Source organism: Micromonospora sp. LHW51205 (genome assembly GCF_003315815.1).
Classification (GTDB): Bacteria; Actinomycetota; Actinomycetes; order Mycobacteriales; family Micromonosporaceae; genus Micromonospora; species Micromonospora chalcea.
The window spans coordinates 207,267-228,209 of sequence record NZ_QMEZ01000002.1; the positions used below are offsets into that span (position 1 = coordinate 207,267).

Here is a 20,943-nt window from a genome sequence, read left to right on the forward strand (position 1 = left end):
ACGTGGCAGGGGGCCGGTCGGCCGTGCCGGTCAGCTCTGGACGAACACCGCCACGCTGCGCGCGGGCACGTTGAACGTGCCGGCGGCCCGGTCGAACGAGGCGGTACGCAGCGCCGGGTCGGCCGAGTTCCGCAGCACCGGATGCAGCGCCACGTTCGCCCCGCGCAGCCCGGTGACCGTCTGCTTCGCCGTCTCCGGCGTGGCGTTGAAGACGACGGTCACCGACTTCCACGTCCCGTCCAGCCCGCGCGCGTCGAGGGTCATGGTGAGCACGCCCGGCGTCTCCTTCGTCCCGGACAGCGGGAACGCCACCCGCTTCTGCACCTGCTCGGCGCTGCTGAGCCCGAACACCGGCGAGGATCGGCGGACGCGCAGCAGCTCCGCGTACCGGGCGTCGGCCAGTTCGACCGCCGCGCAGTCCGGCACCAGCAACGGGTCGGCCAGCAGCGGCTTCGCGTACGACCACTTGTCGCGGTTGTCGGCCTCCGGCGGCAGGCCGGCGCCGAACCCGTTGCCCTGGGCGCAGTCCCAGCGGATCTGGTTGAACCAGTCCCCCGAGTTGTACGAGTTGCGGTCCAGCGACTTCGAGCGCAGCCGCTCCGAGCCGGTGGTGACGAACCCGGCGCCCTGCCCGAGCGCTGTGGTCGCCAGCGCGAGCACCTGCATCCGGGCCCGGTCCTGCGCCGAGGTCCCCTGCGGCAGCTTGTACGCCAGCGCGTCGTACAGGATCTCGTTGTCGTGCGCGTCGACGTAGGTGACCGACTCGCCCGGCGCGGCCGTGTATCCGGCCGGCGCGCCCTTGTAGTCGACCTGCGCGCCGGTGACCCGCTTCCCGGAGGAGTCGGTGAACCGGTAGTCGCGCAGGTTACCGGTCAGGCCCACCTTGATCAGGTCGTGCTGGTGCAGCAGCCGGGCCCGCTGCTCGGCCGCCGTGCCGTTGACCTCGTCGCCGTTCGGGTCGGTGTAGAGGCCGGAGGCGAAGCCCTGCGCGCGCGGGTTCGCGTCGAACGGGCCGCCGCCGCGCACCGCGTCGCGGAGCCGGTCGTTGAACGTGCCGATGCCGGTGCCGGCCATGTTGATCTGGGTGGCCTGGGTGAACCGGGCGTCGTCGGCGACCTCGCCGAAGTTCCAGCCCTCGCCGTAGAGCAGGATCTTCCGGCCGTCGACGCCGTCGCGGGCGAGCGTGAGCTTGTCCAGCGCGGCCCGTACGGCCAGGATGTTCGCCTTCGGGTGGTGACCCATCAGGTCGAACCGGAAGCCGTCGACCTTGTACGCCTTGGCCCAGGTGACGATCGACTCCACCACGAGCTTGCCCATCATGGCGTGCTCCGGGGCGGTGTTGGCGCAGCAGGTCGAGTTGGCCACCGACCCGTCGTCGAGCAGCCGGTGGTAGTAGCCCGGCACCACCTGGTCGAGCACCGACTTCGGGTCGGCGCCGGCGGCCGAGGTGTGGTTGTAGACCACGTCCATGACCACCCGCAGGCCGGCCTTGTTCACCCCGGCGACCATCTGCCGGAACTCGGTGGTGCGCTTGGCGCCGTTCGGGTCGGTGGCGTACCCGCCCTCCGGCACCGTGTAGTGCAGCGGGTCGTACCCCCAGTTGTAGCCGTCGGTGTCGGCGACCGCCGCGACGCACTTCTGCTGCTGGTCGGAGTCCGGCGGCAGCGCGGCCAGGTCGCAGGCCGGCTGGGCCTGGTCGGCCCGCTTCTCCGGGATGGTGGCGAAGTCGAACGCGGGCAGCAGGTGCAGGTAGTTGACCCCGGCGTCGCCGAGCGCCCGCAGGTGCTTCATGCCCGCCGTCTGCGGGTCGGTGAACGCCAGGTAGGTGCCGCGCCGCTCGGCCGGAACCGTGTTGTCGGCGATGGAGAAGTCCCGCACCGACAGCTCGGTGATCTGGGCCTTCGACGCCGGCGGGGCGGCCGGCTTGCGCAGGTTCGCCCAGCCGGCCGGCGCGAGCGCCGGGTCGGTCAGGTCGACGATCTGGCTGTGCGTGGAGTTCGGCGCGAGCGCCACCGAGTACGGGTCGGTCACCGACGCGGTGACCACCTTCTGTGTCGCCGGCTGCCACGCCTGCACCTGGTAGCGGTAGTAGCGGCCGGTCCACGCCTTCGTCCCGCGCACCGACCAGACACCGGTGCGGTCGTCGCGTCGCATCGCCACAGTGGTCGGCTCGGCCGTGGGCGAGTCGAACAGCTCCAGCGCCACCTTCTGCGCGGTGGGCGCCCACACGGCCAGCGTGGGTACCCGCCCGGCGAACGTCGGGCCGAGTTTCGCGCCGGTCGCGGCCGCGTAGACGTCGTCGAGCACGCCGGGGATCTGCACGCCGGTGGCGGCGAGCAGGGCGCCCTCGGCGTCCCGCTCGGTCACCACGAGCTGCCCGCGCAGCGCCGCCGGCACCTTGGCCAGGTCGCCGCGCGCGAGCGTGAAGGCGCGACGGTCCCAGAGATGGGGGTACGCCTGTCGTTGCGCCTCGGTCAGCCCGTTGCGCTGCGCCCGCAGCGGCAACTCGGTGTACGTGCCGGTCAGCTCGCCGTCGGCGACGCCGATTCCACCGGCCGGGGCGACCGCGAGCGCGTACCGCCTGCCGTCGGTCGGGCCGGTGGCCCAGGCGACTGTGGACCTGTCGATCCAGTTCGCCTTCTGCCTGGTGATGTCGATGTCGGTCGCGGCGCCGGACGTGGTGGTCGGCAGCAGCCGGCCCTTGACGCCGGCGAGCAGCCACACCTCGCGCCCGGCGGTGGCGAAGTCGAGCCGCTGGTCCTCGGGGTGGTCCTTCTGGTCGCCGGAGTGCACGATGTAGCTCAGCCCGGTCGCGCCGGCGCTCAGCGGCACGCGGAACACCGCGCCGTAGGCGTCGATCTTCTCCGGCTTGAGCGGCGTGGCCCAGTCGGTCGGGCTGGCGGCGCCGTCCCACAGGTGCAGGCCCCAGCCGTCGTAGTTGCCGTCGGCCTTGCGCCAGTGGATCAGCGCCGTGTCCGGCGCCACCGGCGGGTCGGGCTCGCCGGTGGCGGCCTGCCGCGTCGGGTACACCTCGGCGTCGCCCTGCTTGACCCAGACCTCCCCGGTCCGGGTCACGTCGATGAAGCGGTCGGCCGCGACGTCCTTGTTGCCGCCGGAGTCGACCACGACGAAGCCGACCGACTTCGCGCCCGGCTTGAGCTTCACCCAGGCGAACCGGCCGTACGAGTCCTCGCCGGCGAACGGCTGCCCGGCGGGCCACTCGGTGACGTACGCCGGGTCGATGTCACCCCAGGCGTAGAGCCGCCAGTCGTCGTACCCGCCGGCCGGGCGCTTGTAGTGCACGATCGCCCAGTCCCGCGACTCGCCCCGGTCCGGGGTGCCGACGGTGCCGGTGGCGCGGGCGGTGGCGGTGCGGCCCTTGCCGTCGCGGACCACTGCCTTGTACTCGACAGTGGTGCCGCCGGGCAGGCCGGTGAGGTCGTGGTGCACGGTGTACGGGGCGCGGTGCGCGCTGCCCAGCAGCGTCCACTTCCCGCCGTCGACCCGGGCGGCGAACGTGACGGTGGCGAGCGGGTCGCCGGTGACCTGGGCGGTGACGGTGGCCTTGCCGGGGGCGGGCTCGTCACCCGGCTCGGTGATCGTGATCTTCGGAGCGGCCCCGGGGTGCGGGATGGCCCGGTCGGCCTTGAGCACCACCGCCGACATGGCCGGCACGGTGAGGCTCAGCTTGCCGTCGGCGGCGGCCGTCACGTCTGCGGCGCCGCCGTACACGCCGGTGAAGCGGGCGCCGGCCGACCAGGTGTCCACCGTGACAGTTTGCGGGGTGGCGGCGTTGTTCACCGCCGCCACGTACTCGATCCGGTCGGCGGGCAGGACGCGGGAGAACGCGAAGACGCCGGGACCGTCGGCGGCGTGCCGGGTGACCTGGACGCCGTCGCGCAGCGCCGGGTGCGCGGCCCGCAGGCCGCCCAGCTCGGCGATGGTCCGGTAGAGCGGGTGGCGGGTGTCGTACTGGTCGACGGCGTGGGTGCGGGTGGTGCCGATCAGGTCGTCGTCGAGGTAGTCGGCGGTCCGGGAGGCGAACATGTCCTGCCGGGCGTCCTTGTCCCCGCCCGGGCCGGTGAAGCCCTGCTCGTCGCCGGAGTAGACGACCGGCTGGCCACGGGTGAGGAACATGAGCTGGTGGGCGAGCCGGCTGCGCGTCAGCTGGGCGGCGTCGTCCCCGCCGCCGGCGGCGACGAACGAGCCGATCCGGCCCATGTCGTGGTTGCCGAGGAACGTGGTGAGCCGGTTGGCGTTCGTGTCCCGCGCGGTGTAGAGGTCGTCCTTGGCGTACACGTCGGCGAGCGCCTTGGCCGAGCCGTCGGCGGCGGCGTAGCCACGTGCCGCCTCCTGGAACGAGAAGTCGAGCGTGGCGGGGAGGCCGCCGCGCCGCACGTAGGTGGACTGGATCTCCTGTTCGGCGCTGTAGACCTCGCCGAACATGAAGAAGTCCTTCTTGCCGGCCTTCGCCGCGGCGGCGTCGATGCCGCGGGCGAACTGCGGCCAGAACTCGAGGTTCGAGTGCTTGACGGTGTCGAGGCGGAACCCGTCCACGCCGGCCTTGCCGATCCACTCGGCGTAGATGTCGGTCATGCCGCGCACCACTTCGGGCCGCTCGGTCCACAGGTCGTCCAGGCGGGAGAAGTCGCCGTACTCGCTGTTCTCCCCGGCGAAGGTGGAGTCACCGCGGTTGTGGTACATGGTCGGGTCGTTCAGCCAGGCCGGTACCTTGACCTTCGCGTCGGCGGGGGTGGCGAACACCGGGGTGTACGGGAACGACTTCTCGTTGACGGCGGGGAACTTCCGGGTGCCGTCGGCGTAGTTCCGGTCCTCGAAGGGTCGTCCCTGCGCGTCGCGGTAGGGGGCGGTCTTCTTGTCCACGTAGCCGTACTTGTCCTCGGCGTACCGGATGACGTCGGCGGTGTGGTTCACGATGATGTCGAGGTAGACCTTGATGCCCCGCCGGTGGGCGAGGTCGACCAGCTTCTTCAGCTCCGCGTTCGTGCCGAAGTGCGGGTCGACCTGGGTGAAGTCGGTGATCCAGTAGCCGTGGTAGCCGGCCGAGACGTCGGCGCCGGTGCCCTGCACGGGCCGGTTCTTGAAGATCGGGGCGAGCCAGATGGCGGTGGTGCCGAGCCCTTGGATGTAGTCCATCCGGTCGATCAGGCCCTTGAGGTCGCCGCCGTGGTAGAAGCCCTTGTCGGTCGGGTCGTGGCCGGTGGTGAGCCGGCCGCCGGTGAGGCCGCCGTTGTCGTTGCGCTTGTCGCCGTTGGCGAAGCGGTCCGGCAGGACGAAGTAGAACTGCTCGGCCTTGGCGGTGTTGCGGCTCGCCGCGAGCAGCGCGTCGGGCGAGGGCTCGTGGTTCCACTGGGGAGCGTTGCCGGCGGCGAGGACGTCGGGGGTGGCGGCGCGCTCGGGAGCGTCGTCGCCGAGCTGATGGAGGGCCACCGGAACGCCGACGACGGCGAGCACGAGAGAGGTGACCAGGGCGAGCAGCGCCTTGGGGGATATCGGCGGCGGTTTCATCGACGGCCTTTCTCTGGTCGCTGATTCGCCCGCACGCTAGCCCTTGCCGAAACATTCTGCAATACCTTGCAAACCATGCTGCAACAAAGCAGTTACCTTGCAAGAGAGTGCACGCGTGTCGCCCCGATCCCGGGGCGCGGGTTCTACCGAGCGACGCAGGGCGTGCCGTCGACGGTGCAGCTCGCCGGCCGGGTGCCCGCCCGCTCGATGTGGAACCGCACCGCCAGGGACTGCCCGGGGGCCAGGTCGAATCCGCTGCGGTAGGTGAAGACGCCGTCGTCGAAACGGAACACGCCCTGCTCGGCGCCCTCGACCCAGGCGGTGACCAGCCTTCCGCCGGGGAAGACCGCGCGCACCGTCCAGCCCCGGTGCGAACGCGCGGTGTTGACGAGCAGCACCTCGCCGATGAAGCCGCCGTCGAAGGCGCTCTGCACGCTGTACCTGCCGGTCACCGCGGACGGCGGCGCCACCGGCGGCGGAGACGACGGGGGCGGCACCGGCCGGGCGACGCCCCGGGGGCTGGGCGTCGACGCGGCCGGCGTCGGCCGGGCGGGCAGCTCCGTGGAGCGGGGCGACAGGCCCGGCAACACCGGAGCGGTGGCGGAGACCGGCGACGGACCGCTGGCGCTGACCGCCGTGGGGGTCGGCGGCACGTGCGGCAGCGGCATCAGCGGATCGGGCGGATCGGCCGCCGGGAACGTGCTCCGTCCCCGCACCGAACCGAGCGCCACCGCCAACAGGACCACCATCACGACCACGCCGGCGGCGACGAGGATCCAGGGGGACGAGGTCATGGCGGCCCCGGGCTGCGGGCCGGAGCGACGCGTGTGGGACATGGTCCTCCTGTCGGGGTCCGGGCCAGCGTAGCCACCGGGACCGGGCCGCGGCGAGCGGCCGGAATCGGGCCTGCCGCACGGCGCGGACTCCTGATACCTTGCACGCCGATCAATGACCACAATGGCTCGTCGAGCCGGTAGGACGGATGGCCAGTGACTGAGTGGCAGGGCAACATCCGGCGGGCGTCCACGGCGGACGCCGCCGTCGTGACCGCGATTCTCGCCGAGGCGTTCATGCAGGATCCGGTGAGCGGCTGGGTCTTCCCGGCCGACGACCACCGCGCGCGGGTCCATCCCGCCTTCTTCGGGCCGTTCGTCGCGCTGGCGCTGCGCACCGGCGAGGTCCACCTCGCGGGCGACGGCCTGGGCGCCACGCTCTGGCTGCCCACCGGCGACGGCCACGAGGCCGAGGAGGGCGACGAGTTCGCCGGGATGGAGGCCGCGATCGGCGCCGAGGCCATGAAGCGGTTCGGCATGCTCGACGAGATGATGGGCGCCCGCCACCCGAGCGAGCCGCACTGGTACCTGCCCTTCATCGCGGTACACCCGGACCATCACGGCAAGGGCGTCGGGTCGGCGCTGCTGCGTAACAAGCTGGCCGAGCTGGATCAGGCCGGCTCCGCCGCGTACCTGGAAGCCAGCTCGCCGCGCAACGCCGCGCTCTACGAGCGCCTCGGATTCCGGCGCCGCCCGGTCACGCTCGACCTGCCGGACGGGCCCAGCCTCTACCCGATGTGGCGCGACCCGGCCTGACCGGGATCGTCCCGCCCCGGCCTCACCCGGGGCGGGACGTCATCGCCGTACCGTTGTGGTGCTGACGTCGAGCGCGCCCACGACGGCGGCGAGCAGTCCGTCGAGCTGCCCCGGCAGGAACCGCCGGCAGTCCCGCATCCGGACGCCGACCTGCGGGTCGAAGATGTTCGCGGCCAGCCCGACCGCCTCGGCGAGGCTGGCCAGCAGCAGCGTGCCCGGGTCCAGTTCGGCCGGGGACGAGTGCATCAGCATGGCGGTCAGCCGTACCCGCGGCGAGGCCGCCTGGTTCGGGTCGTTGGCCGGCCAGCGCACCGTCCGGCCGATCAGCTTGCCCTGCTCCCGGCGGAGCACGCCGGCGGTGACCAGCCGGGTGCCGACACGCTCGTTGATGTTGAGCTGGGTCCGCAGATAACGGATCCACAGCCGGGCCGGGTGCGCGCCCTCCCGACGCAGAATCTCGGTAATGAGCAGATCGGTGAGCGGCTCCTGCCACAGTCGCGGATCGACAGCGGCGATTCCGCCGCCGTCGAGGGCGATCCGGCCCTCGAACATCAATTCGGCGAGCGCGGCGCCGGCCAGCCCGCACTCAAGCCGGTCGACGGCGACATGCGGCTTGCCGGTGAACTCGTCGTGTCCGATAAGGAACAGCGCATCCGCAAGCCGGTAGGTGGCCTGCGCCCCGGGGTAGGTCATGGTCCATCCTCGAACGGTGGCCGTGAACGTCGACACGGGACGGTACGGCATGACCACGCACAGCTCAATTCCGGTCGATCAGGAGCCCCCCAAATCGATATCGAGACGGGGTTGTGACGATCAGTGATCACCAATACCCTGCTTCAGGTTGTTCCGAAGTAGACAGCTGAACCCCCTCACTTCCCTCCCCTGGAGAAGCCTTGTCCTCCGATCCGTTTTTCTCTGACGGTGGGCTGCGCCGCGGTCGTCTCGGCACCGCTCACCTCGTCTTCTTCACCGTCGCCGCGTCGGCCCCGCTGACCGTTCTCGGCGGTGGCGTCACCACCATGTACGCGGTCAGCGGCAACATCGGCGCCGCGCTCGGATACGTCCTCCTCGCGGCAGTGCTCGCCGTCTTCGCCACCGGCTACGCCGCGATGAGCCGGTACGTCGCCAACGCGGGCGCGTTCTACGCGTACATCGCCAACGGCCTCGGTCGAGCCGGCGGGGTGGCCGGCTCGGCCGTCGCGCTGGCCGCGTACAACGCCATTCAGATCGGTCTCTACGGCCTGCTCGGCGCGATCCTCGGCGACTTCATGGACGCCAAGACCGGCATCAGCCTCGACTGGTGGGTCTGGGCGCTGCTGGCCTGGGTCTTCATCGGCGCGCTCGGCGTCCTGCGCATCGACCTGAACGCCACGGTGCTGGCGGTGCTGCTCATCCTCGAGTGCATCGCCGTGCTGATCTTCGACCTGGTCGCCTTCGCGAACCCGGCCGGCGGCGCCGTCACCACCGCCGGCATCAGCCCCGGCCACCTGTTCGGCGCCGGCTTCGGCGCGGTGCTCGCGTTCACCATCGCCTCCTTCACCGGCTTCGAGAGCGGCGCCATCTACAGCGAGGAGGTCAAGGACCCGCGGCGCACGGTGGCCCGGGCCACCTACATCGCCGTCGCGTTCACCGGCCTGTTCTACGCCTTCTCCGCGTGGGCGCTGACCGTGCTGACCGGCCCGGAGAACGCGCCGGCGGCCAGCGCCGAGGCGGGGCCCGGCGTCATCTTCGGCGCGCTCGACCAGTACACCGGCGCGGTCGTCGCGGACATCGCCAACGTCCTGTTCATCACCAGCGTGCTCGCCGCCCTGCTGTCGTTCCACAACGGCGTGGCGCGGTACCTGTTCGCGCTGGGCCGCGAGCGGGTCCTGCCGGGCTTCCTCGGCGCGACCTCCAGCCGCAGCGGCGCCCCGGTGGCGGGCTCGCTGGTGCAGAGCATCCTCGCCGTAGTGGTGTTCCTGGCGTTCGCGATGACCGGCCGTGACCCGGTCATCGACCTGTTCACCTGGCTGTCCGGCGCGGCGGCGGTCGGCGTCGTGCTGCTGATGACGCTCACCTCGGCCTCCGTCGTGGGCTTCTTCCGGGGCCGTCCCGGCCCGGAGAGCGCGTGGCAGCGGGCGATCGCCCCGGGGCTCGGCACGATCCTGCTCACCGCCGTGCTGCTGGTGCTGCTGTTCAACTTCGACGCGCTGCTCGCGCCCGACACCGCGAGCTACCTGAAGTGGCTGCTGCCGGCGATTCCGGTGGCGGCGGGCGTGCTCGGCCTGATCTGGGGCGCGGTGCTGCGCACCAGCCGGCCCGAGACGTACCGCCGGATCGGCCAGGTCACCGAGGAGGGCCTGCACGAGCCCGGCCTGCACCCGGCCCCCGAGGCCGACCGCTGGGCCGGCGCCCACCACCGCTGACGTCCGTCGGTGCGGCGGCCGGCCCGCGTGGCCGGCCGCCGCACCACCACGATCAGGCGGTACGGATGACAGTGCAGATGACCGGACCGTCCTCGGTGGTACGCAGCAGGTAGCGGTAACGCTCGCCGGGCACCGCGCCGCCCTGGCTGTCCAGGAACTCCCAGCGCACCGCCACCTCGGTGAGCAACGCCGAGACCTGTTGCACGTCCTCGATCTGCGCGTTCGCGGCCACCAGTTCCCGCTCCTGGTAGTCGGGGGCGGCGCCGACGAAGCTGAGCGCCACCGCCGCCGGCGAGGTGAACGAGAAGCTGTAGGTGTCGGCGACCACCAGCCCGGGCAGGGCGTAGCAGCCGGCGATGGCCGGCACGTCGGCGGTGGTCAGCGCCACGCCGTACCGGTCGAAGAAGTCGGTGAGCGTGTCGAGGTCGGTGGAAGCCGTCACGACGCTCCTCATTACCGGCCCGGCGCGGCGGCAAACCTTCCTCAGCGCGGCGGGATCCGCACCTCGATCTCGGCTCCGAGGCGCGCGCCGCCGCTGAGGGCCAGGTCGTCGCCGCTCCAGAACCGTCCAGGGTCGTACCAGTTGGGCCGCCGCCCGGCGGGCAGCAGACCCATCGCCTCGTACGTCACCGCCACCACCTCGGCGCAGTACGCCGTCTCCAACGCGTTGTCGCTGCTCTGCCCGCCGTCCGTGCTTTCGTCTCCGCTCCTGGTCCGGCCCCGGCCGCCGATCCGGCCCTTGATGCCGTCGAGGCTCAGGCGGCGCGGGTGCGGCACCCGGCCCCGGGCCCACCGCCAGGCGAGTTGCGCGGTGGACGGGAACGGCGTGCCGTCGAGACGGGCCACGGTACGCAACACCGCCTCCTCCATCGCCGGGTCGGCCGGCGGTTCGAGCTGACGCAGCCAGCCCCGTTGGCCGTACCGGTTGGCCCAGACGCAGACCGCGTCGCGCAGGTCGTGCAGCTGCACGCCACGCTGGTGCGTGCCGGTCCACATGTCCGGCAGCGAACGGCCCAGCTCGGCGTGCCACATCAGCGGCGGCATGTCGTCGAGCACCACCGCCATGCCCACATGGTTGACCGGGCTGTTGGTGGTGAGCTGAATGGCGCGGTCCGGCACGCTGCGCCCGCGGAACACCCACAGATCGCCGGTGCGGGTCAGCTCCACGGCCTCGTCCAGGCTGATGCTCATGGAGGACTACCCTAAGCGGATGCGGCAACGGATGCGGTGGTGGAAGGTACTCGGACTCGCGGGTCTCGCCGGCGTCGCGGCGACCGGAGTGGTCGTGGCGCGCGCGGAACGGCGACGCCGCGCGTACACCCCGGAGGAGATCCGGGACCGGCTGCGCGAGCGGCATGCGAAGGCGTCGTCGTCCTCCTGAACGGACAGTCACGGGGCGGCGGGGCCGGGCGGGTTCTCCTAGCATCGGCGTGATGGGAACCAGTTTCTGGGAAAGCCCGTTCGTCCTCGACCCCCGGCCCGCCGCGGTGGAGCGGCACGGCGACGTCGACCTGCACGTCCCCACCGGCGACGGCCGGCATCCCGCAGTCGTGATCGTGCACGGCGTGCCGGGCCCGCCCGACGCGCCGGACGCGCGCGACTGGCCGCTCTACCGCGGTTACGGCGCGCTGCTCGCCGAGCGGGGCGTGCTGGCCGCGATTCCCCAGCTCACCGTGGCCGGCCCCGACGACCTGTACGCCGTCGCCGCGCGGGTCGCCGCCGCCGCCGAACTGCTCCGCGCCGATTCTCGCGTCGACGCCGACCGGCTCGGCCTCTGGTTCTTCTCCGGCGCCGGCCTGCTGCTCGGCGACTGGCTCCGCGACCCGCCCCGCTGGCTGCGCGGCCTGGCCGCGACCTATCCGCTGCTGGCCCCGCTGCCCGGGTGGCCCCCGGTGGATCCGCGCTTCCGCCCGATCGACGCGCTCGGCCTGCCCGCCCCCACCGGCGACGCCACCGCCACCCCGGCGCTGCCGGACGACACCACGACGCCGGGCAGCGTGGATTCCGGCGACACGGGCATCGACGCCGCGCGGCCGGGCGAGCCGGCTCGGCCGACGCTGGTGCTGACCAGGGCGGGCCGGGAACGGCCCGAGGTCGCACCCACCATCGAGGCGTTCACGGTGGTCGCCCGGCGGCGCGGCATCCCGCTGCACGTGGTGGACGTGCCGAACGGTCAGCACGGATTCGACGCGCTGGACCACACCGAGGAGTCCCGGGCCGCCGTACGCACCGCCCGAGACACCCTGCTCGACCTGCTGACCGCCCCCTGACCACCGGCCATCGCACCACCAGATCTCCCCACGCCCTCACCCCGTCTCGTTGATCATGAGGTTGGCCGGGACAAAACAGACACAAACTGCCGCCAACCTCATGATCAACGGGGCGGGCGGCGCACCGGAATCCCGCACCCGCGCTTGAGCACCCGTCCCCGCTCGCCCCGCCCGTTCTCGCTTTCCCGGCCTACAGCCCACCAGCCAGCGCCCACGCCGGACGATCAAGGAGTTTTGGTCCTCTGGCGGGCCGAATCCGTACACAAACTCCTTGATCACCTCGGCGGCGGCGCCCGGGGGAGGCAGCTAGGCGAGGCGGAGACGGGAGCAGGGCCGGGGACCGGAGCAGGGGCCATGGCCCAGGGCGGGGACCGGAGTGCGGGCGGGGTGGGTCAGCGGTCGGCTGCGGGGACCGGGTCGGGGGTGTCGGGGCTGTCCAGGGGCTGCAGGCGCTTGGCTCGGCGGCGCAGCCACGCGGTGCTCACCACGCCGGCCAGCACGGCCAGCACCAGCCCGGCCCAGGAGATGTCCTTGAGCCAGTGCTCGGCGGCCTGCCCCAGATAGAACAACAGGTAGGTGGTGCCGAACGCCCAGACCAGCCCGCCCGCGGCGTTGGCGATCAGGAACCGGCGGTACGGCACGCGCAGCGCTCCGGCGAGCGGCCCGGCGAGGATGCGCAGCAGCGCGACGAACCGCCCGAAGAACACCGCCCAGACACCGTGCCGGGCGAAGCTCAACTCGGCGCGGGCCAGGTGCGCGGGGCCGAGGTGTTTCGGGAAGCGCCGACCGAGCCGCTCCAAGAGGGGACGGCCACCGCGGCGGCCGACGGCGTACCCGACGGAGTCGCCGAGGATCGCGCCGGTGGCTGCGGCGGCGGCCACCCACTCGGGCCCGACGGCGCCGGTGGCGGCGAGCAGGGCGGCGCTGACCAGCACGATCTCGCCGGGCAGCGGGATGCCCATGCTCTCGACGCCGATCACCACGCCCACGAGCAGGCAGATCAGGCCCGGTGGGAGGGCGGCGAGCCAGTGCTGTACGTCGACCACCCCGCCGACCCTACCCGCGCCCGGTCACCCGGCGGGGGCCAAGAACTCCAGCCGGTTGCCGTGCGGGTCGTGCGTGTGGAACCGCCGCATGCCGGGAATCTCCTCGTCGCCCCAGGTCACGGCGTGGCCGGCGGCGACCAGGCGGGCGGCCAGCTCGTCCAGGTCGGGCCGCATCAGGGCCGGGTGGGCCTTGCGGGCGGGGCGGAAGTCGTCCTCGACGCCCAGGTGCAGCTCGGCGTCGTACCCGGTGAACCAGCAACCACCGCGGGCGGCGAGGGCCGGGGGTTTGGGCTTCTCGGTGAGGCCGAGCAGGCCGACGTAGAAGGAGCGGGAGAGATCCTCGGAGCCGCGGGGGCAGGCGAGCAGGACGTGATGGATCATGGTGGCACCTCCTCGTCCCGCAGCGTGGCACGAGGTTGCGTGAATAGCAAGACGGACGTACGGTTTTGTAGAGACCGACGCAGGTAAGTGTTGCCTAAGCACGGCGGCGCTCCGGTCGGTGCGACAAACTGCTCAGGACTACTCACGGTCGCTGGTATGAAGGAGTACGACGTGGCGAGCCTCGACACCTTCGGTGCGAAGACCCAGCTACGCGTCGGAGACGCGAGCTACGAGATTTTCAAGATCGACAAGGTGGAGGGCCACGAGCGACTGCCCTACAGCTTGAAGATCCTGCTGGAGAACCTGCTGCGGACCGAGGACGGCGCGAACATCACCGCCGACCACATCCAGCAGCTCGGCGCGTGGGACGCCACCGCCGACCCGAGCGTGGAGATCCAGTTCACCCCGGCGCGGGTGCTGATGCAGGACTTCACCGGCGTGCCCTGCGTGGTCGACCTGGCCACCATGCGCGAGGCGGTACGCGACCTGGGCGGCGACGCCACGAAGGTCAACCCCCTCGCTCCGGCCGAGCTGGTCATCGACCACTCGGTCATCGCCGACCTGTTCGGCCGCGAGGACGCCTTCGAGCGCAACGTCGAGCTGGAGTACGAGCGCAACAAGGAGCGCTACCAGTTCCTGCGCTGGGGTCAGACCGCGTTCAACGAGTTCAAGGTCGTCCCGCCGGGCACCGGCATCGTGCACCAGGTCAACATCGAGTACCTGGCCCGTACGATCATGGAGCGCAACGGCCAGGCGTACCCGGACACGGTCGTCGGCACCGACTCGCACACCACCATGGTCAACGGCCTGGGCGTGCTGGGCTGGGGCGTCGGCGGCATCGAGGCCGAGGCCGCGATGCTCGGCCAGCCGGTCAGCATGCTGATCCCCCGCGTCGTCGGCTTCAAGCTCTCCGGCGAGATGCCGGCCGGCACCACCGCCACCGACCTGGTGCTGACCATCACCGAGATGCTGCGCAAGCACGGCGTGGTCGGCAAGTTCGTCGAGTTCTACGGCCCCGGCGTCAGCGCCGTGCCGCTGGCCAACCGCGCCACCATCGGCAACATGTCGCCGGAGTACGGCTCGACCGTGGCGATCTTCCCGATCGACGCCGAGACCGTCCGCTACCTGGAGCTGACCGGCCGCGACGCACAGCAGGTGGCGCTGGTCGAGGCGTACGCCAAGGAGCAGGGCCTCTGGCACGACCCGGAGCGCGAGCCGGAGTACTCCGAGCGCCTCGAGCTGGACCTGAGCACCATCGAGCCGTCGCTGGCCGGCCCGAAGCGCCCGCAGGACCGGGTGCCGCTGGGTAGCGCCAAGACGCTGTTCCGCTCCGCGCTCAGCGACTACGTGGCCGCCGACGAGACCGGTGGCGACCCGGGCCGCAAGCCGGGCGTGCCGCAGCAGGAGAAGCCGTTCGGCGCCGACGGCCCGGCCGACGAGGCGTCCGCCGAGTCCTTCCCGGCCAGCGACTCCCCCGCCAACGGCGTGAACGACCCGGCGGACGCGCCGCGCGACCTGGAGACCGCCGCGGTGGGCGCGGGCGGCCGGGCCAGCAATCCGGTACGCGTGACCGGCGCCGACGGCGTCGAGTACGAGCTGGACCACGGCGCCGTGGTGATCGCCGCGATCACCTCCTGCACCAACACCTCGAACCCGCAGGTCATGATCGGCGCCGCGCTGCTGGCCCGCAACGCGGTGGAGAAGGGCCTGGCCCGCAAGCCGTGGGTGAAGACCACCCTGGCGCCGGGCTCGAAGGTCGTCATGGACTACTACGACCGCGCCGGCCTCACCCCGTACCTGGAGAAGCTCGGCTTCAACCTGGTCGGCTACGGCTGCACCACCTGCATCGGCAACTCCGGCCCGCTGCCGGAGGAGGTCTCCGCCGCCGTCAACGAGGGCGACCTCGCCGTCGTGTCGGTGCTGTCCGGCAACCGCAACTTCGAGGGCCGGATCAACCCGGACGTCAAGATGAACTACCTGGCGTCCCCGCCGCTGGTGGTCGCGTACGCGCTCGCCGGCACCATGGACATCGACCTGGCCAACGAGCCGATCGGTGAGGACGCCCAGGGCAACCCGGTGTACCTGCGGGAGATCTGGCCGAACAGCGCCGAGATCCAGGACGTCATCGCCTCCGCGATCGGCGCGACCGGCTTCAGCGCCGCGTACGCCGACGTGTTCGCCGGTGACGAGCGCTGGCAGTCGCTGCCGACCCCGACCGGCGACACGTTCTCCTGGGACGGCGAGTCGACGTACGTGCGCAAGCCCCCGTACTTCGAGGGCATGCAGCAGGAGCCGGCCCCGGTGCAGGACATCGCCGACGCGCGGGTGCTGGCGAAGCTGGGCGACTCGGTGACCACCGACCACATCTCCCCGGCCGGCTCGATCAAGGCGGACTCCCCCGCCGGCAAGTACCTGGCCGAGCACGGCGTGGCCCGGCACGAGTTCAACTCGTACGGCTCCCGCCGAGGCAACCACGAGGTGATGATCCGGGGCACGTTCGCCAACATCCGGCTGCGCAACCAGCTCGTCCCGGGTGTCGAGGGCGGCTTCACCGTCAACCACCTGACCGGTGAGCAGACCTCGATCTACGACGCCTCGATGGCGTACCAGGAGGCGGGCGTCCCGCTGGTCATCCTGGCCGGCAAGGAGTACGGCTCCGGCTCGTCGCGTGACTGGGCCGCCAAGGGCACGATGCTGCTGGGCGTGAAGGCGGTCATCGCCGAGTCGTACGAGCGAATCCACCGCTCGAACCTGATCGGCATGGGCGTGCTGCCGCTGCAGTTCCCGGGCGGGGAGACCGCCGAGTCGCTGGGCCTGACCGGCACGGAGACGTTCTCGATCAGCGGCGTGACCGCGCTGAACGACGGCGACACCCCGCGTACGGTCAAGGTCACCACCGACACCGGTGTGGAGTTCGACGCCGTGGTCCGCATCGACACCCCGGGTGAGGCGGACTACTACCGGCACGGCGGCATCCTGCAGTACGTGCTGCGCCGCATGATCGCCAGCTGATCCCGTACGGCTCACCGAGGGCCGCTTCCCGCTCCGGCGGGGGGCGGCCCTTTTGCGTACCTCATCCACCCCGAAAAATTGCGACTGGATGGAATTCCCGCAGCGACCGATCGCACATCCGACAATGCACAGAATCGACATCCATGATTCATTGACATGCGCCGAAGCCCGTCGATACGTTTCGGTTGTCGCGACGAACCACGGGGGCGCTCCAGTTTTCGATACGGGAATCGAAACACTGGGAAGGAATTCATGAAAACGTCGATGAGACTTCTGGTATTGCCGATCCTGATCCTGCCGACGATCCTCGCCGGCACTCCGGCTCAGGCCACCACCGGCACCACCTCCGGCACCGCTGCTCCGGCCGCGGTGACCTCGATCGAGCGCAAGGTGGGGTCGTCGGCCGGGCAGGCCAGGGCATACTGGACGGCCGAGCGGATGGCGGCGGCCACTCCCGCCGACGAGGTGGAGAAGGCCGCCGGCCCGGTCACCCAGAGCCCCACGGCGGAGCGGGTACGGCGCTTCGCGGAGGCGGTGGCGCCGAAGGACGGCAGCGGCTTCGGCGCCCAGCTCAACGAGTCGATCACGGTGGGGAAGATCTTCTACACCAGCTCGACCGACGGCCTGGGCCATTACTGCTCGGCGAGCGTGGTGAACAGCCCGGCGCGCAACATGGTCTTCACCGCCGCACACTGCGTGCACGACGGGCCGGGCCGGGACTGGCACACCGCGAACTGGATGTTCGTGCCGTCCTACCGCAACGGCGCGCAGCCGTACGGCACCTGGGACTGGTCCACGCTCGCGGTGCCCAGCGGCTGGATCAGCACCCGCGAGCGGCAGTACGACGTGGCGGTCGCGCTCGTCTACGGCAGCCGGTCGATCGTGGACGCGGTCGGCGCGAACGGCCTGCTCACCGGCGGTGGGCGCGCGTACCACTACGACGTCTTCGGCTACCCGAGCAACAAGGACAGCGGCGAGATCCAGTGGGTCTGCTCGGGCACGTCGCGGGACGCGGGCAGCAACCGGATCGAGATGAACTGCGGCTTCGGGGGCGGTTCGAGCGGCGGCCCGTGGTACTACAGCTATGACAACACCACCAGGCGCGGTGACGTGCACGGGGTGATGAGCTACTCGAGCGGCACGAACACGAACGGCTCGCCGTACTTCTCCGCCGCGGTGGTGGGGACGCTCTACAACACGTACGCGAACGACACCTGGTGAACGACGGTCCGCCTGGTGTGCCGCCGGCGCACCAGGCGGACCGGCACCGGTCGACCGGTCCGGAGGAGGCGACATGTCACATCGTGTACTGCTCGGCGCGGCCGCCGTCGCGGCGCTCGCCGTGGCTGTGGCCGTCGTGGTCGTCGCGGCGCGCGACGGCGGCGCGGCGCGGCCGGCGCAGCCCGGCCCGGTGGTCGCGACCCACAATCCGAGCCCGGGTGCCACCGACCCGTCCGAATACTGGACGAGGGAACGCATGCGGGACGCGATCGGCGACTGAATCAAGAATTGCATTCGGCGCCCAGGTGCGTCGAATTTCGTCCCGCTCACGATCACCGGCCGAGCCCGGCGCGCAATTCCCATTTCAGGGCGCGAGTGCCGCGTGCGTTCACGGGACGGTATCGGAGTAGACCTCGACGTCGTAGAGCAGTTGCACGTTGCGGCGTCCGTTGGTGATGCCGACGAAGACCGGGTCACCGGCCGGGGTGCGGCCCTGGCGCCACACCTGCTCCCGGGCCGCTTCCCGCGACTCGTGATGCACGCCGCCCTCGCGATGCGTCTGCAGGACGCGGCGGGCGGTGGTCGGGTCGCTGTCGAGGTGGATCCGCAGCAGGGGCATGACGCGCCCTCCTTGCCACTGTCGGGGCCGGACTGCCGACTGACCACGCGCGCCTCTCAGCCGGCGGCGCTCTCCAGCACGGCCTTGAGCCGGGCCAGGTCCGCCTCGACCAGCGCGGTGTCCCGGTCGAAGTCCGTGTCGCTCATGCCGGGCATCCGGCGCAGGCTGAACACCACCTCGGTGGCGTTGCCGTCGGCGATGGCGCGCAACGGCACGTACACCGTCTCGCCCGACGGCGTCCGCACCTCGTGGTCGAGCACGCCGTACTCGTTGGCCGGGGCGAACGTGAGCCGCGCCCGCCCTTCGGGTGTGTCCACGAACCACTGGCCGTCGACGAGGTTCACCGAACCGCCGAGGCCCGGCGCCCAGCGGGGCAGGTTCGCCGGATCGGCGGCGAAGGCGTAGACCTCCGCGACCGGACGGTCGATGTGGACGGCGAGGTGGCGGGTGTCAGTGGCCATGAGCCGATGGTGCCATGCCTGTCGCAAGCGCACGCTACGCTGCCGCCGATTCCGACCGGCACCCCCGAGAGGCACCCCGTGGGCATGATCTTCAACGCACGCCGGCTGTCCGCCGAGGAGCTGGCGGCGGTCCTCGCCGACCCGGAGAAGGTCGACACCCTGTTCCAGGGTGGCCCGGACGAGCTCGACCTCGACAAGGCGTGGCACGGGCTGCACTACCTACTGACCGGCGACACGTACGAGATCCGGGGCGACGCCGGGCCGGCCGTCCTGGGTGGTGACCCGATCGGGCCGGACCTGGGGATGGGCCCGGCCCGGCTGCTGATGCCCGACGCCGTCCGCGCTGTGGCCGGCGGGCTCGACGCGATCGACGAGGCGACGCTGCGGGCCCGCTTCGACCCGGCAGCCTTGTCGGAGGCCGAGATCTACCCGCACATCTGGGACGACGGCGCCGACGAGTTCGACGCCTACCTGCTGCCGAACTTCACCGCGCTGCGTGACTTCTACCGCGCCGCGGCCGAACAGGGGGACGGCATGCTGCTCGCCATCACGTGACCCGCGCCCGAAGTGGGCCGCCGGAAACGAACCGGGGGAAAGCGGGTACGCGCCGACGATCGGGCGCCGGTAGCGTGCCGGCGTGGGACTCGACGCGTTCGTGTACTGCCGGTGCTGGCAGGACGGCCTCACCACGCCGTGCCCGGTCGAACCGGTCGGCATCGACGAGGACGGCTGTCTCGCGCTGTTGCGGCAGTGGGAGGGCAACGAGGCCGCGCACCGCACGTTCGACGCCTGGCTGGCGGAGGCGTGCCCGCACAAGGCCATGGAGCAGGCGAGCGAGCACGTTTCCAACTGGGCCGGCGTACGGCTGTTCCAGCAGGCGCTACGCGCCGCCGGCCCGGAGCGCTTCCCGACGCTCGCCACCGCGCTGCCGAACCTCAACGGCGGCTCGCTGCCGGCCGACCGGGCGGCGGTGGCGCTCGCCGAGCTGGACGCGTTCGCGCGCACCGATCGGATCACCGACGGGGTCGAACTGATCGACGAGGCGACCGGCCGGGTGCTGATGCAGTACGTCGAGAGCTACCACGGGGTGTTCATGCTCGGCCCGGACTTCCGGGCCGGGGTCGACCCGGACGGCTTCTTCGTCGTCGACACCGCCGACCCGCCCGCCACGCTGTTCCGGGCCGTCCGGTTCGGCCAGCGGCCGCTGCCCGGCGACCGGGTGGAGCTCACCGCCGGCGGGACACGGACGGTGCTGGCGATGCGACCCGTGGGCGAGCACGGCGAGCCGCCGCCCGAACGGCTCGCGGTGCGGACCCGGAGCCGGTCGGGCAACGACTTCGCCTACATCGTGGAGCCGCTGCGCCGGCTGTGCGCGGCGTCGGTGGCCACCGGCAACCCGGTGATGTGGTTCTGACGGGCCACCCTCGACAGCCGGTCCGCACCGCGCTCTGATGGACCACCGCATGTCCGGGCGTGTCGTCTGGGGAAAGATGACGTCACCTGAGAGCGGTATACCTCAGAGTCATAGTTATGACTCTGAGGTATACCGCTCAACAGCAACATGTCCCGCCGTGAGCGTCACGCTCAGTCACGTCTAGACGCTGACCGGAGTCACCACGGGATCGTGCCCGCGTCCTCGAAGTAGCCGCCGGTCGGCCCGTCGTCGGGCAGCGTCGCGAGCCGGATCGCGATCGCCGCGCCCTGCTGCGGGGTCCGCACACCGCGGAAGCTGTTGAGGTCGGTGGCGGTGAAGCCCGGGCAGGCGGCGTTGATCAGGATGCCGGTGTCCGCCAGCGCCCGCGCGTACTGGATGGTCACCGCGTTGAGCATGCTCTTCGACGGTGAGTAAGCCACCGACAGCGGCCCGGTCTGGTCCTCTCCGGTGGAGGCGCTCTGCCGGGTCAGCGAGCCGACACCGCTGGACATGTTGACGATCCGGGGCGACGCCGAGCGGCGCAGCAGCGGCAGCATCGCCTCGGTCACCCGGACCACCCCGATCACGTTCACCTCGACGGCGGTCCGGATGGTCGCGAGGTCGACGTCGCCCGGGTGCTGCGGCACGCCACCTGTCACGCCCGCGTTGTTGACGAGCACGTCCAGACCGCCGGCCTCCGTCTCCAGCAGCCGGGCGGCGGCGGAAACGCTCGCGTCGTCGGTGACGTCCAGCGGTACGCCGAACGCGTCCACGCCGCCCGCGCGCAGCTTCGCCACCGCCTCGGCGAGCCGCCGCTCGTCCCGGGCGCCGACGCCCACCCGCCAGCCGAGCGCGCCCAGGCCGGCCGCGATCTCGTACCCGATTCCCTTGTTCGCGCCGGTCACCAGCGCGATCGTCCGTTCGCTCATGCCCTCGATCCTGTCCGCGGGCCGCGCGGGCCTCCAACACCGCTTCGGTGGCGCGCGATACCCGGAA

The 20,943-nt window shown here is 71.7% G+C and carries 19 protein-coding genes; 9 read left to right on the forward strand and 10 right to left on the reverse strand.

Going from position 1 to position 20,943, the window contains the following annotated elements; translation table 11 throughout:
- Positions 1-30 precede the first annotated feature (30 nt).
- Positions 31-5,529 (reverse strand): pullulanase-type alpha-1,6-glucosidase, encoded by a 5,499-nt coding sequence (pulA, locus tag DQE82_RS08855; RefSeq protein ID WP_113972464.1) that lies wholly within the window; start codon positions 5,527-5,529, stop codon positions 31-33.
- A 143-nt stretch (positions 5,530-5,672) separates the two neighbouring features.
- On the reverse strand, positions 5,673-6,365 hold the full coding sequence (locus DQE82_RS08860; protein ID WP_064445338.1) for a cellulose binding domain-containing protein: 693 nt from the start codon (positions 6,363-6,365) through the stop codon (positions 5,673-5,675).
- Between the two features lie 153 nt (positions 6,366-6,518).
- Between DQE82_RS08860 and DQE82_RS08865 the strand changes: the two genes are divergently transcribed.
- Complete coding sequence (locus tag DQE82_RS08865; RefSeq protein WP_043329705.1) at positions 6,519-7,118, forward strand: GNAT family N-acetyltransferase; 600 nt, start codon at positions 6,519-6,521, stop codon at positions 7,116-7,118.
- A gap of 39 nt (positions 7,119-7,157) precedes the next feature.
- On the opposite strand, the gene DQE82_RS08870 is transcribed toward DQE82_RS08865, so the two are convergent.
- Positions 7,158-7,811, reverse strand: coding sequence for a GPP34 family phosphoprotein (locus DQE82_RS08870; protein ID WP_030503305.1), 654 nt, complete (start codon positions 7,809-7,811; stop codon positions 7,158-7,160).
- 200 nt (positions 7,812-8,011) lie between these two features.
- Here DQE82_RS08870 and DQE82_RS08875 point away from each other — a divergent pair, with 200 nt between their 5' ends.
- A complete protein-coding gene (locus DQE82_RS08875; protein WP_043329703.1) occupies positions 8,012-9,523 on the forward strand; it encodes an APC family permease in 1,512 nt (503 codons plus the stop codon).
- Positions 9,524-9,575: 52 nt separating this feature from the next.
- Here the strand turns inward: DQE82_RS08875 and DQE82_RS08880 are convergent, their stop codons facing one another.
- Together DQE82_RS08880 and DQE82_RS08885 are read right to left on the reverse strand one after the other, a co-directional pair.
- The gene (locus tag DQE82_RS08880; RefSeq protein WP_064445336.1) at positions 9,576-9,965 is read right to left on the reverse strand and encodes a hypothetical protein; all 390 of its coding nucleotides are present in this window, start codon (positions 9,963-9,965) and stop codon (positions 9,576-9,578) included.
- Between the two features lie 41 nt (positions 9,966-10,006).
- On the reverse strand, positions 10,007-10,714 hold the full coding sequence (locus tag DQE82_RS08885; RefSeq protein ID WP_064445335.1) for a hypothetical protein: 708 nt from the start codon (positions 10,712-10,714) through the stop codon (positions 10,007-10,009).
- Here DQE82_RS08885 and DQE82_RS08890 point away from each other — a divergent pair.
- Together DQE82_RS08890 and DQE82_RS08895 are read left to right on the forward strand one after the other, a co-directional pair.
- Positions 10,713-10,904: a hypothetical protein gene (locus DQE82_RS08890; protein WP_036343738.1), complete on the forward strand. Its 192-nt coding sequence runs from the start codon at positions 10,713-10,715 to the stop codon at positions 10,902-10,904. The two genes, DQE82_RS08885 and DQE82_RS08890, sit on opposite strands and share 2 nt — an antisense overlap.
- A gap of 52 nt (positions 10,905-10,956) precedes the next feature.
- Entirely contained in the window at positions 10,957-11,793 is an 837-nt protein-coding gene (locus DQE82_RS08895) for a hypothetical protein (RefSeq protein WP_233514619.1), read from the forward strand.
- A gap of 392 nt (positions 11,794-12,185) precedes the next feature.
- On the opposite strand, the gene DQE82_RS08900 is transcribed toward DQE82_RS08895, so the two are convergent.
- Together DQE82_RS08900 and DQE82_RS08905 are read right to left on the reverse strand one after the other, a co-directional pair.
- Positions 12,186-12,839, reverse strand: a complete 654-nt coding sequence (locus DQE82_RS08900; RefSeq protein WP_043329697.1) for a DedA family protein — start codon at positions 12,837-12,839, stop codon at positions 12,186-12,188.
- Between the two features lie 24 nt (positions 12,840-12,863).
- A complete protein-coding gene (locus DQE82_RS08905; protein ID WP_069089107.1) occupies positions 12,864-13,220 on the reverse strand; it encodes a glyoxalase in 357 nt (118 codons plus the stop codon).
- A 156-nt stretch (positions 13,221-13,376) separates the two neighbouring features.
- Between DQE82_RS08905 and DQE82_RS08910 the strand changes: the two genes are divergently transcribed.
- From DQE82_RS08910 to DQE82_RS08920, 3 genes are all read left to right on the forward strand, one after another.
- Positions 13,377-16,232 carry an aconitate hydratase gene (locus tag DQE82_RS08910; RefSeq protein WP_043329693.1) on the forward strand — a complete coding sequence of 952 codons (2,856 nt, stop codon included), beginning with the start codon at positions 13,377-13,379 and terminating at the stop codon, positions 16,230-16,232.
- Between the two features lie 264 nt (positions 16,233-16,496).
- Positions 16,497-17,453 carry a serine protease gene (locus DQE82_RS08915; RefSeq protein WP_233514620.1) on the forward strand — a complete coding sequence of 319 codons (957 nt, stop codon included), beginning with the start codon at positions 16,497-16,499 and terminating at the stop codon, positions 17,451-17,453.
- A gap of 73 nt (positions 17,454-17,526) precedes the next feature.
- Positions 17,527-17,733, forward strand: a complete 207-nt coding sequence (locus tag DQE82_RS08920; protein WP_113972467.1) for a hypothetical protein — start codon at positions 17,527-17,529, stop codon at positions 17,731-17,733.
- Between the two features lie 108 nt (positions 17,734-17,841).
- On the opposite strand, the gene DQE82_RS08925 is transcribed toward DQE82_RS08920, so the two are convergent.
- Positions 17,842-18,072 (reverse strand): hypothetical protein, encoded by a 231-nt coding sequence (locus DQE82_RS08925; protein ID WP_043329678.1) that lies wholly within the window; start codon positions 18,070-18,072, stop codon positions 17,842-17,844.
- Between the two features lie 56 nt (positions 18,073-18,128).
- Entirely contained in the window at positions 18,129-18,533 is a 405-nt protein-coding gene (locus tag DQE82_RS08930) for an SRPBCC family protein (RefSeq protein WP_113972468.1), read from the reverse strand.
- Positions 18,534-18,617: 84 nt separating this feature from the next.
- Here DQE82_RS08930 and DQE82_RS08935 point away from each other — a divergent pair, with 84 nt between their 5' ends.
- Both DQE82_RS08935 and DQE82_RS08940 read left to right on the forward strand, forming a co-directional pair.
- Positions 18,618-19,088 (forward strand): YfbM family protein, encoded by a 471-nt coding sequence (locus DQE82_RS08935; protein WP_205797677.1) that lies wholly within the window; start codon positions 18,618-18,620, stop codon positions 19,086-19,088.
- Between the two features lie 82 nt (positions 19,089-19,170).
- Complete coding sequence (locus tag DQE82_RS08940) at positions 19,171-19,947, forward strand: hypothetical protein (protein WP_113972469.1); 777 nt, start codon at positions 19,171-19,173, stop codon at positions 19,945-19,947.
- 197 nt (positions 19,948-20,144) lie between these two features.
- Here the strand turns inward: DQE82_RS08940 and DQE82_RS08945 are convergent, their stop codons facing one another.
- Positions 20,145-20,876 carry an SDR family oxidoreductase gene (locus DQE82_RS08945; protein ID WP_113972470.1) on the reverse strand — a complete coding sequence of 244 codons (732 nt, stop codon included), beginning with the start codon at positions 20,874-20,876 and terminating at the stop codon, positions 20,145-20,147.
- Positions 20,877-20,943: the final 67 nt, after the last annotated feature.

What these genes read in the sequence shown, in the direction of transcription:
- DQE82_RS08885 (WP_064445335.1), bottom strand. Translation starts at nt 10,714, where the DNA reads ATGAGCATCAGCCTGGACGAGGCCGTGGAGCTGACCCGCACCGGCGAT.
- DQE82_RS08895 (WP_233514619.1), top strand. Translation starts at nt 10,957, where the DNA reads ATGGGAACCAGTTTCTGGGAAAGCCCGTTCGTCCTCGACCCCCGGCCC.
- DQE82_RS08925 (WP_043329678.1), bottom strand. Translation starts at nt 18,072, where the DNA reads ATGCCCCTGCTGCGGATCCACCTCGACAGCGACCCGACCACCGCCCGC.
- DQE82_RS08905 (WP_069089107.1), bottom strand. Translation starts at nt 13,220, where the DNA reads ATGATCCATCACGTCCTGCTCGCCTGCCCCCGCGGCTCCGAGGATCTC.
- DQE82_RS08870 (WP_030503305.1), bottom strand. Translation starts at nt 7,811, where the DNA reads ATGACCTACCCCGGGGCGCAGGCCACCTACCGGCTTGCGGATGCGCTG.
- DQE82_RS08930 (WP_113972468.1), bottom strand. Translation starts at nt 18,533, where the DNA reads ATGGCCACTGACACCCGCCACCTCGCCGTCCACATCGACCGTCCGGTC.
- DQE82_RS08920 (WP_113972467.1), top strand. Translation starts at nt 17,527, where the DNA reads ATGTCACATCGTGTACTGCTCGGCGCGGCCGCCGTCGCGGCGCTCGCC.
- DQE82_RS08890 (WP_036343738.1), top strand. Translation starts at nt 10,713, where the DNA reads ATGGAGGACTACCCTAAGCGGATGCGGCAACGGATGCGGTGGTGGAAG.
- DQE82_RS08935 (WP_205797677.1), top strand. Translation starts at nt 18,618, where the DNA reads ATGATCTTCAACGCACGCCGGCTGTCCGCCGAGGAGCTGGCGGCGGTC.
- pulA (WP_113972464.1), bottom strand. Translation starts at nt 5,529, where the DNA reads ATGAAACCGCCGCCGATATCCCCCAAGGCGCTGCTCGCCCTGGTCACC.
- DQE82_RS08915 (WP_233514620.1), top strand. Translation starts at nt 16,497, where the DNA reads ATGAGACTTCTGGTATTGCCGATCCTGATCCTGCCGACGATCCTCGCC.
- DQE82_RS08910 (WP_043329693.1), top strand. Translation starts at nt 13,377, where the DNA reads ATGAAGGAGTACGACGTGGCGAGCCTCGACACCTTCGGTGCGAAGACC.
- DQE82_RS08945 (WP_113972470.1), bottom strand. Translation starts at nt 20,876, where the DNA reads ATGAGCGAACGGACGATCGCGCTGGTGACCGGCGCGAACAAGGGAATC.
- DQE82_RS08860 (WP_064445338.1), bottom strand. Translation starts at nt 6,365, where the DNA reads ATGTCCCACACGCGTCGCTCCGGCCCGCAGCCCGGGGCCGCCATGACC.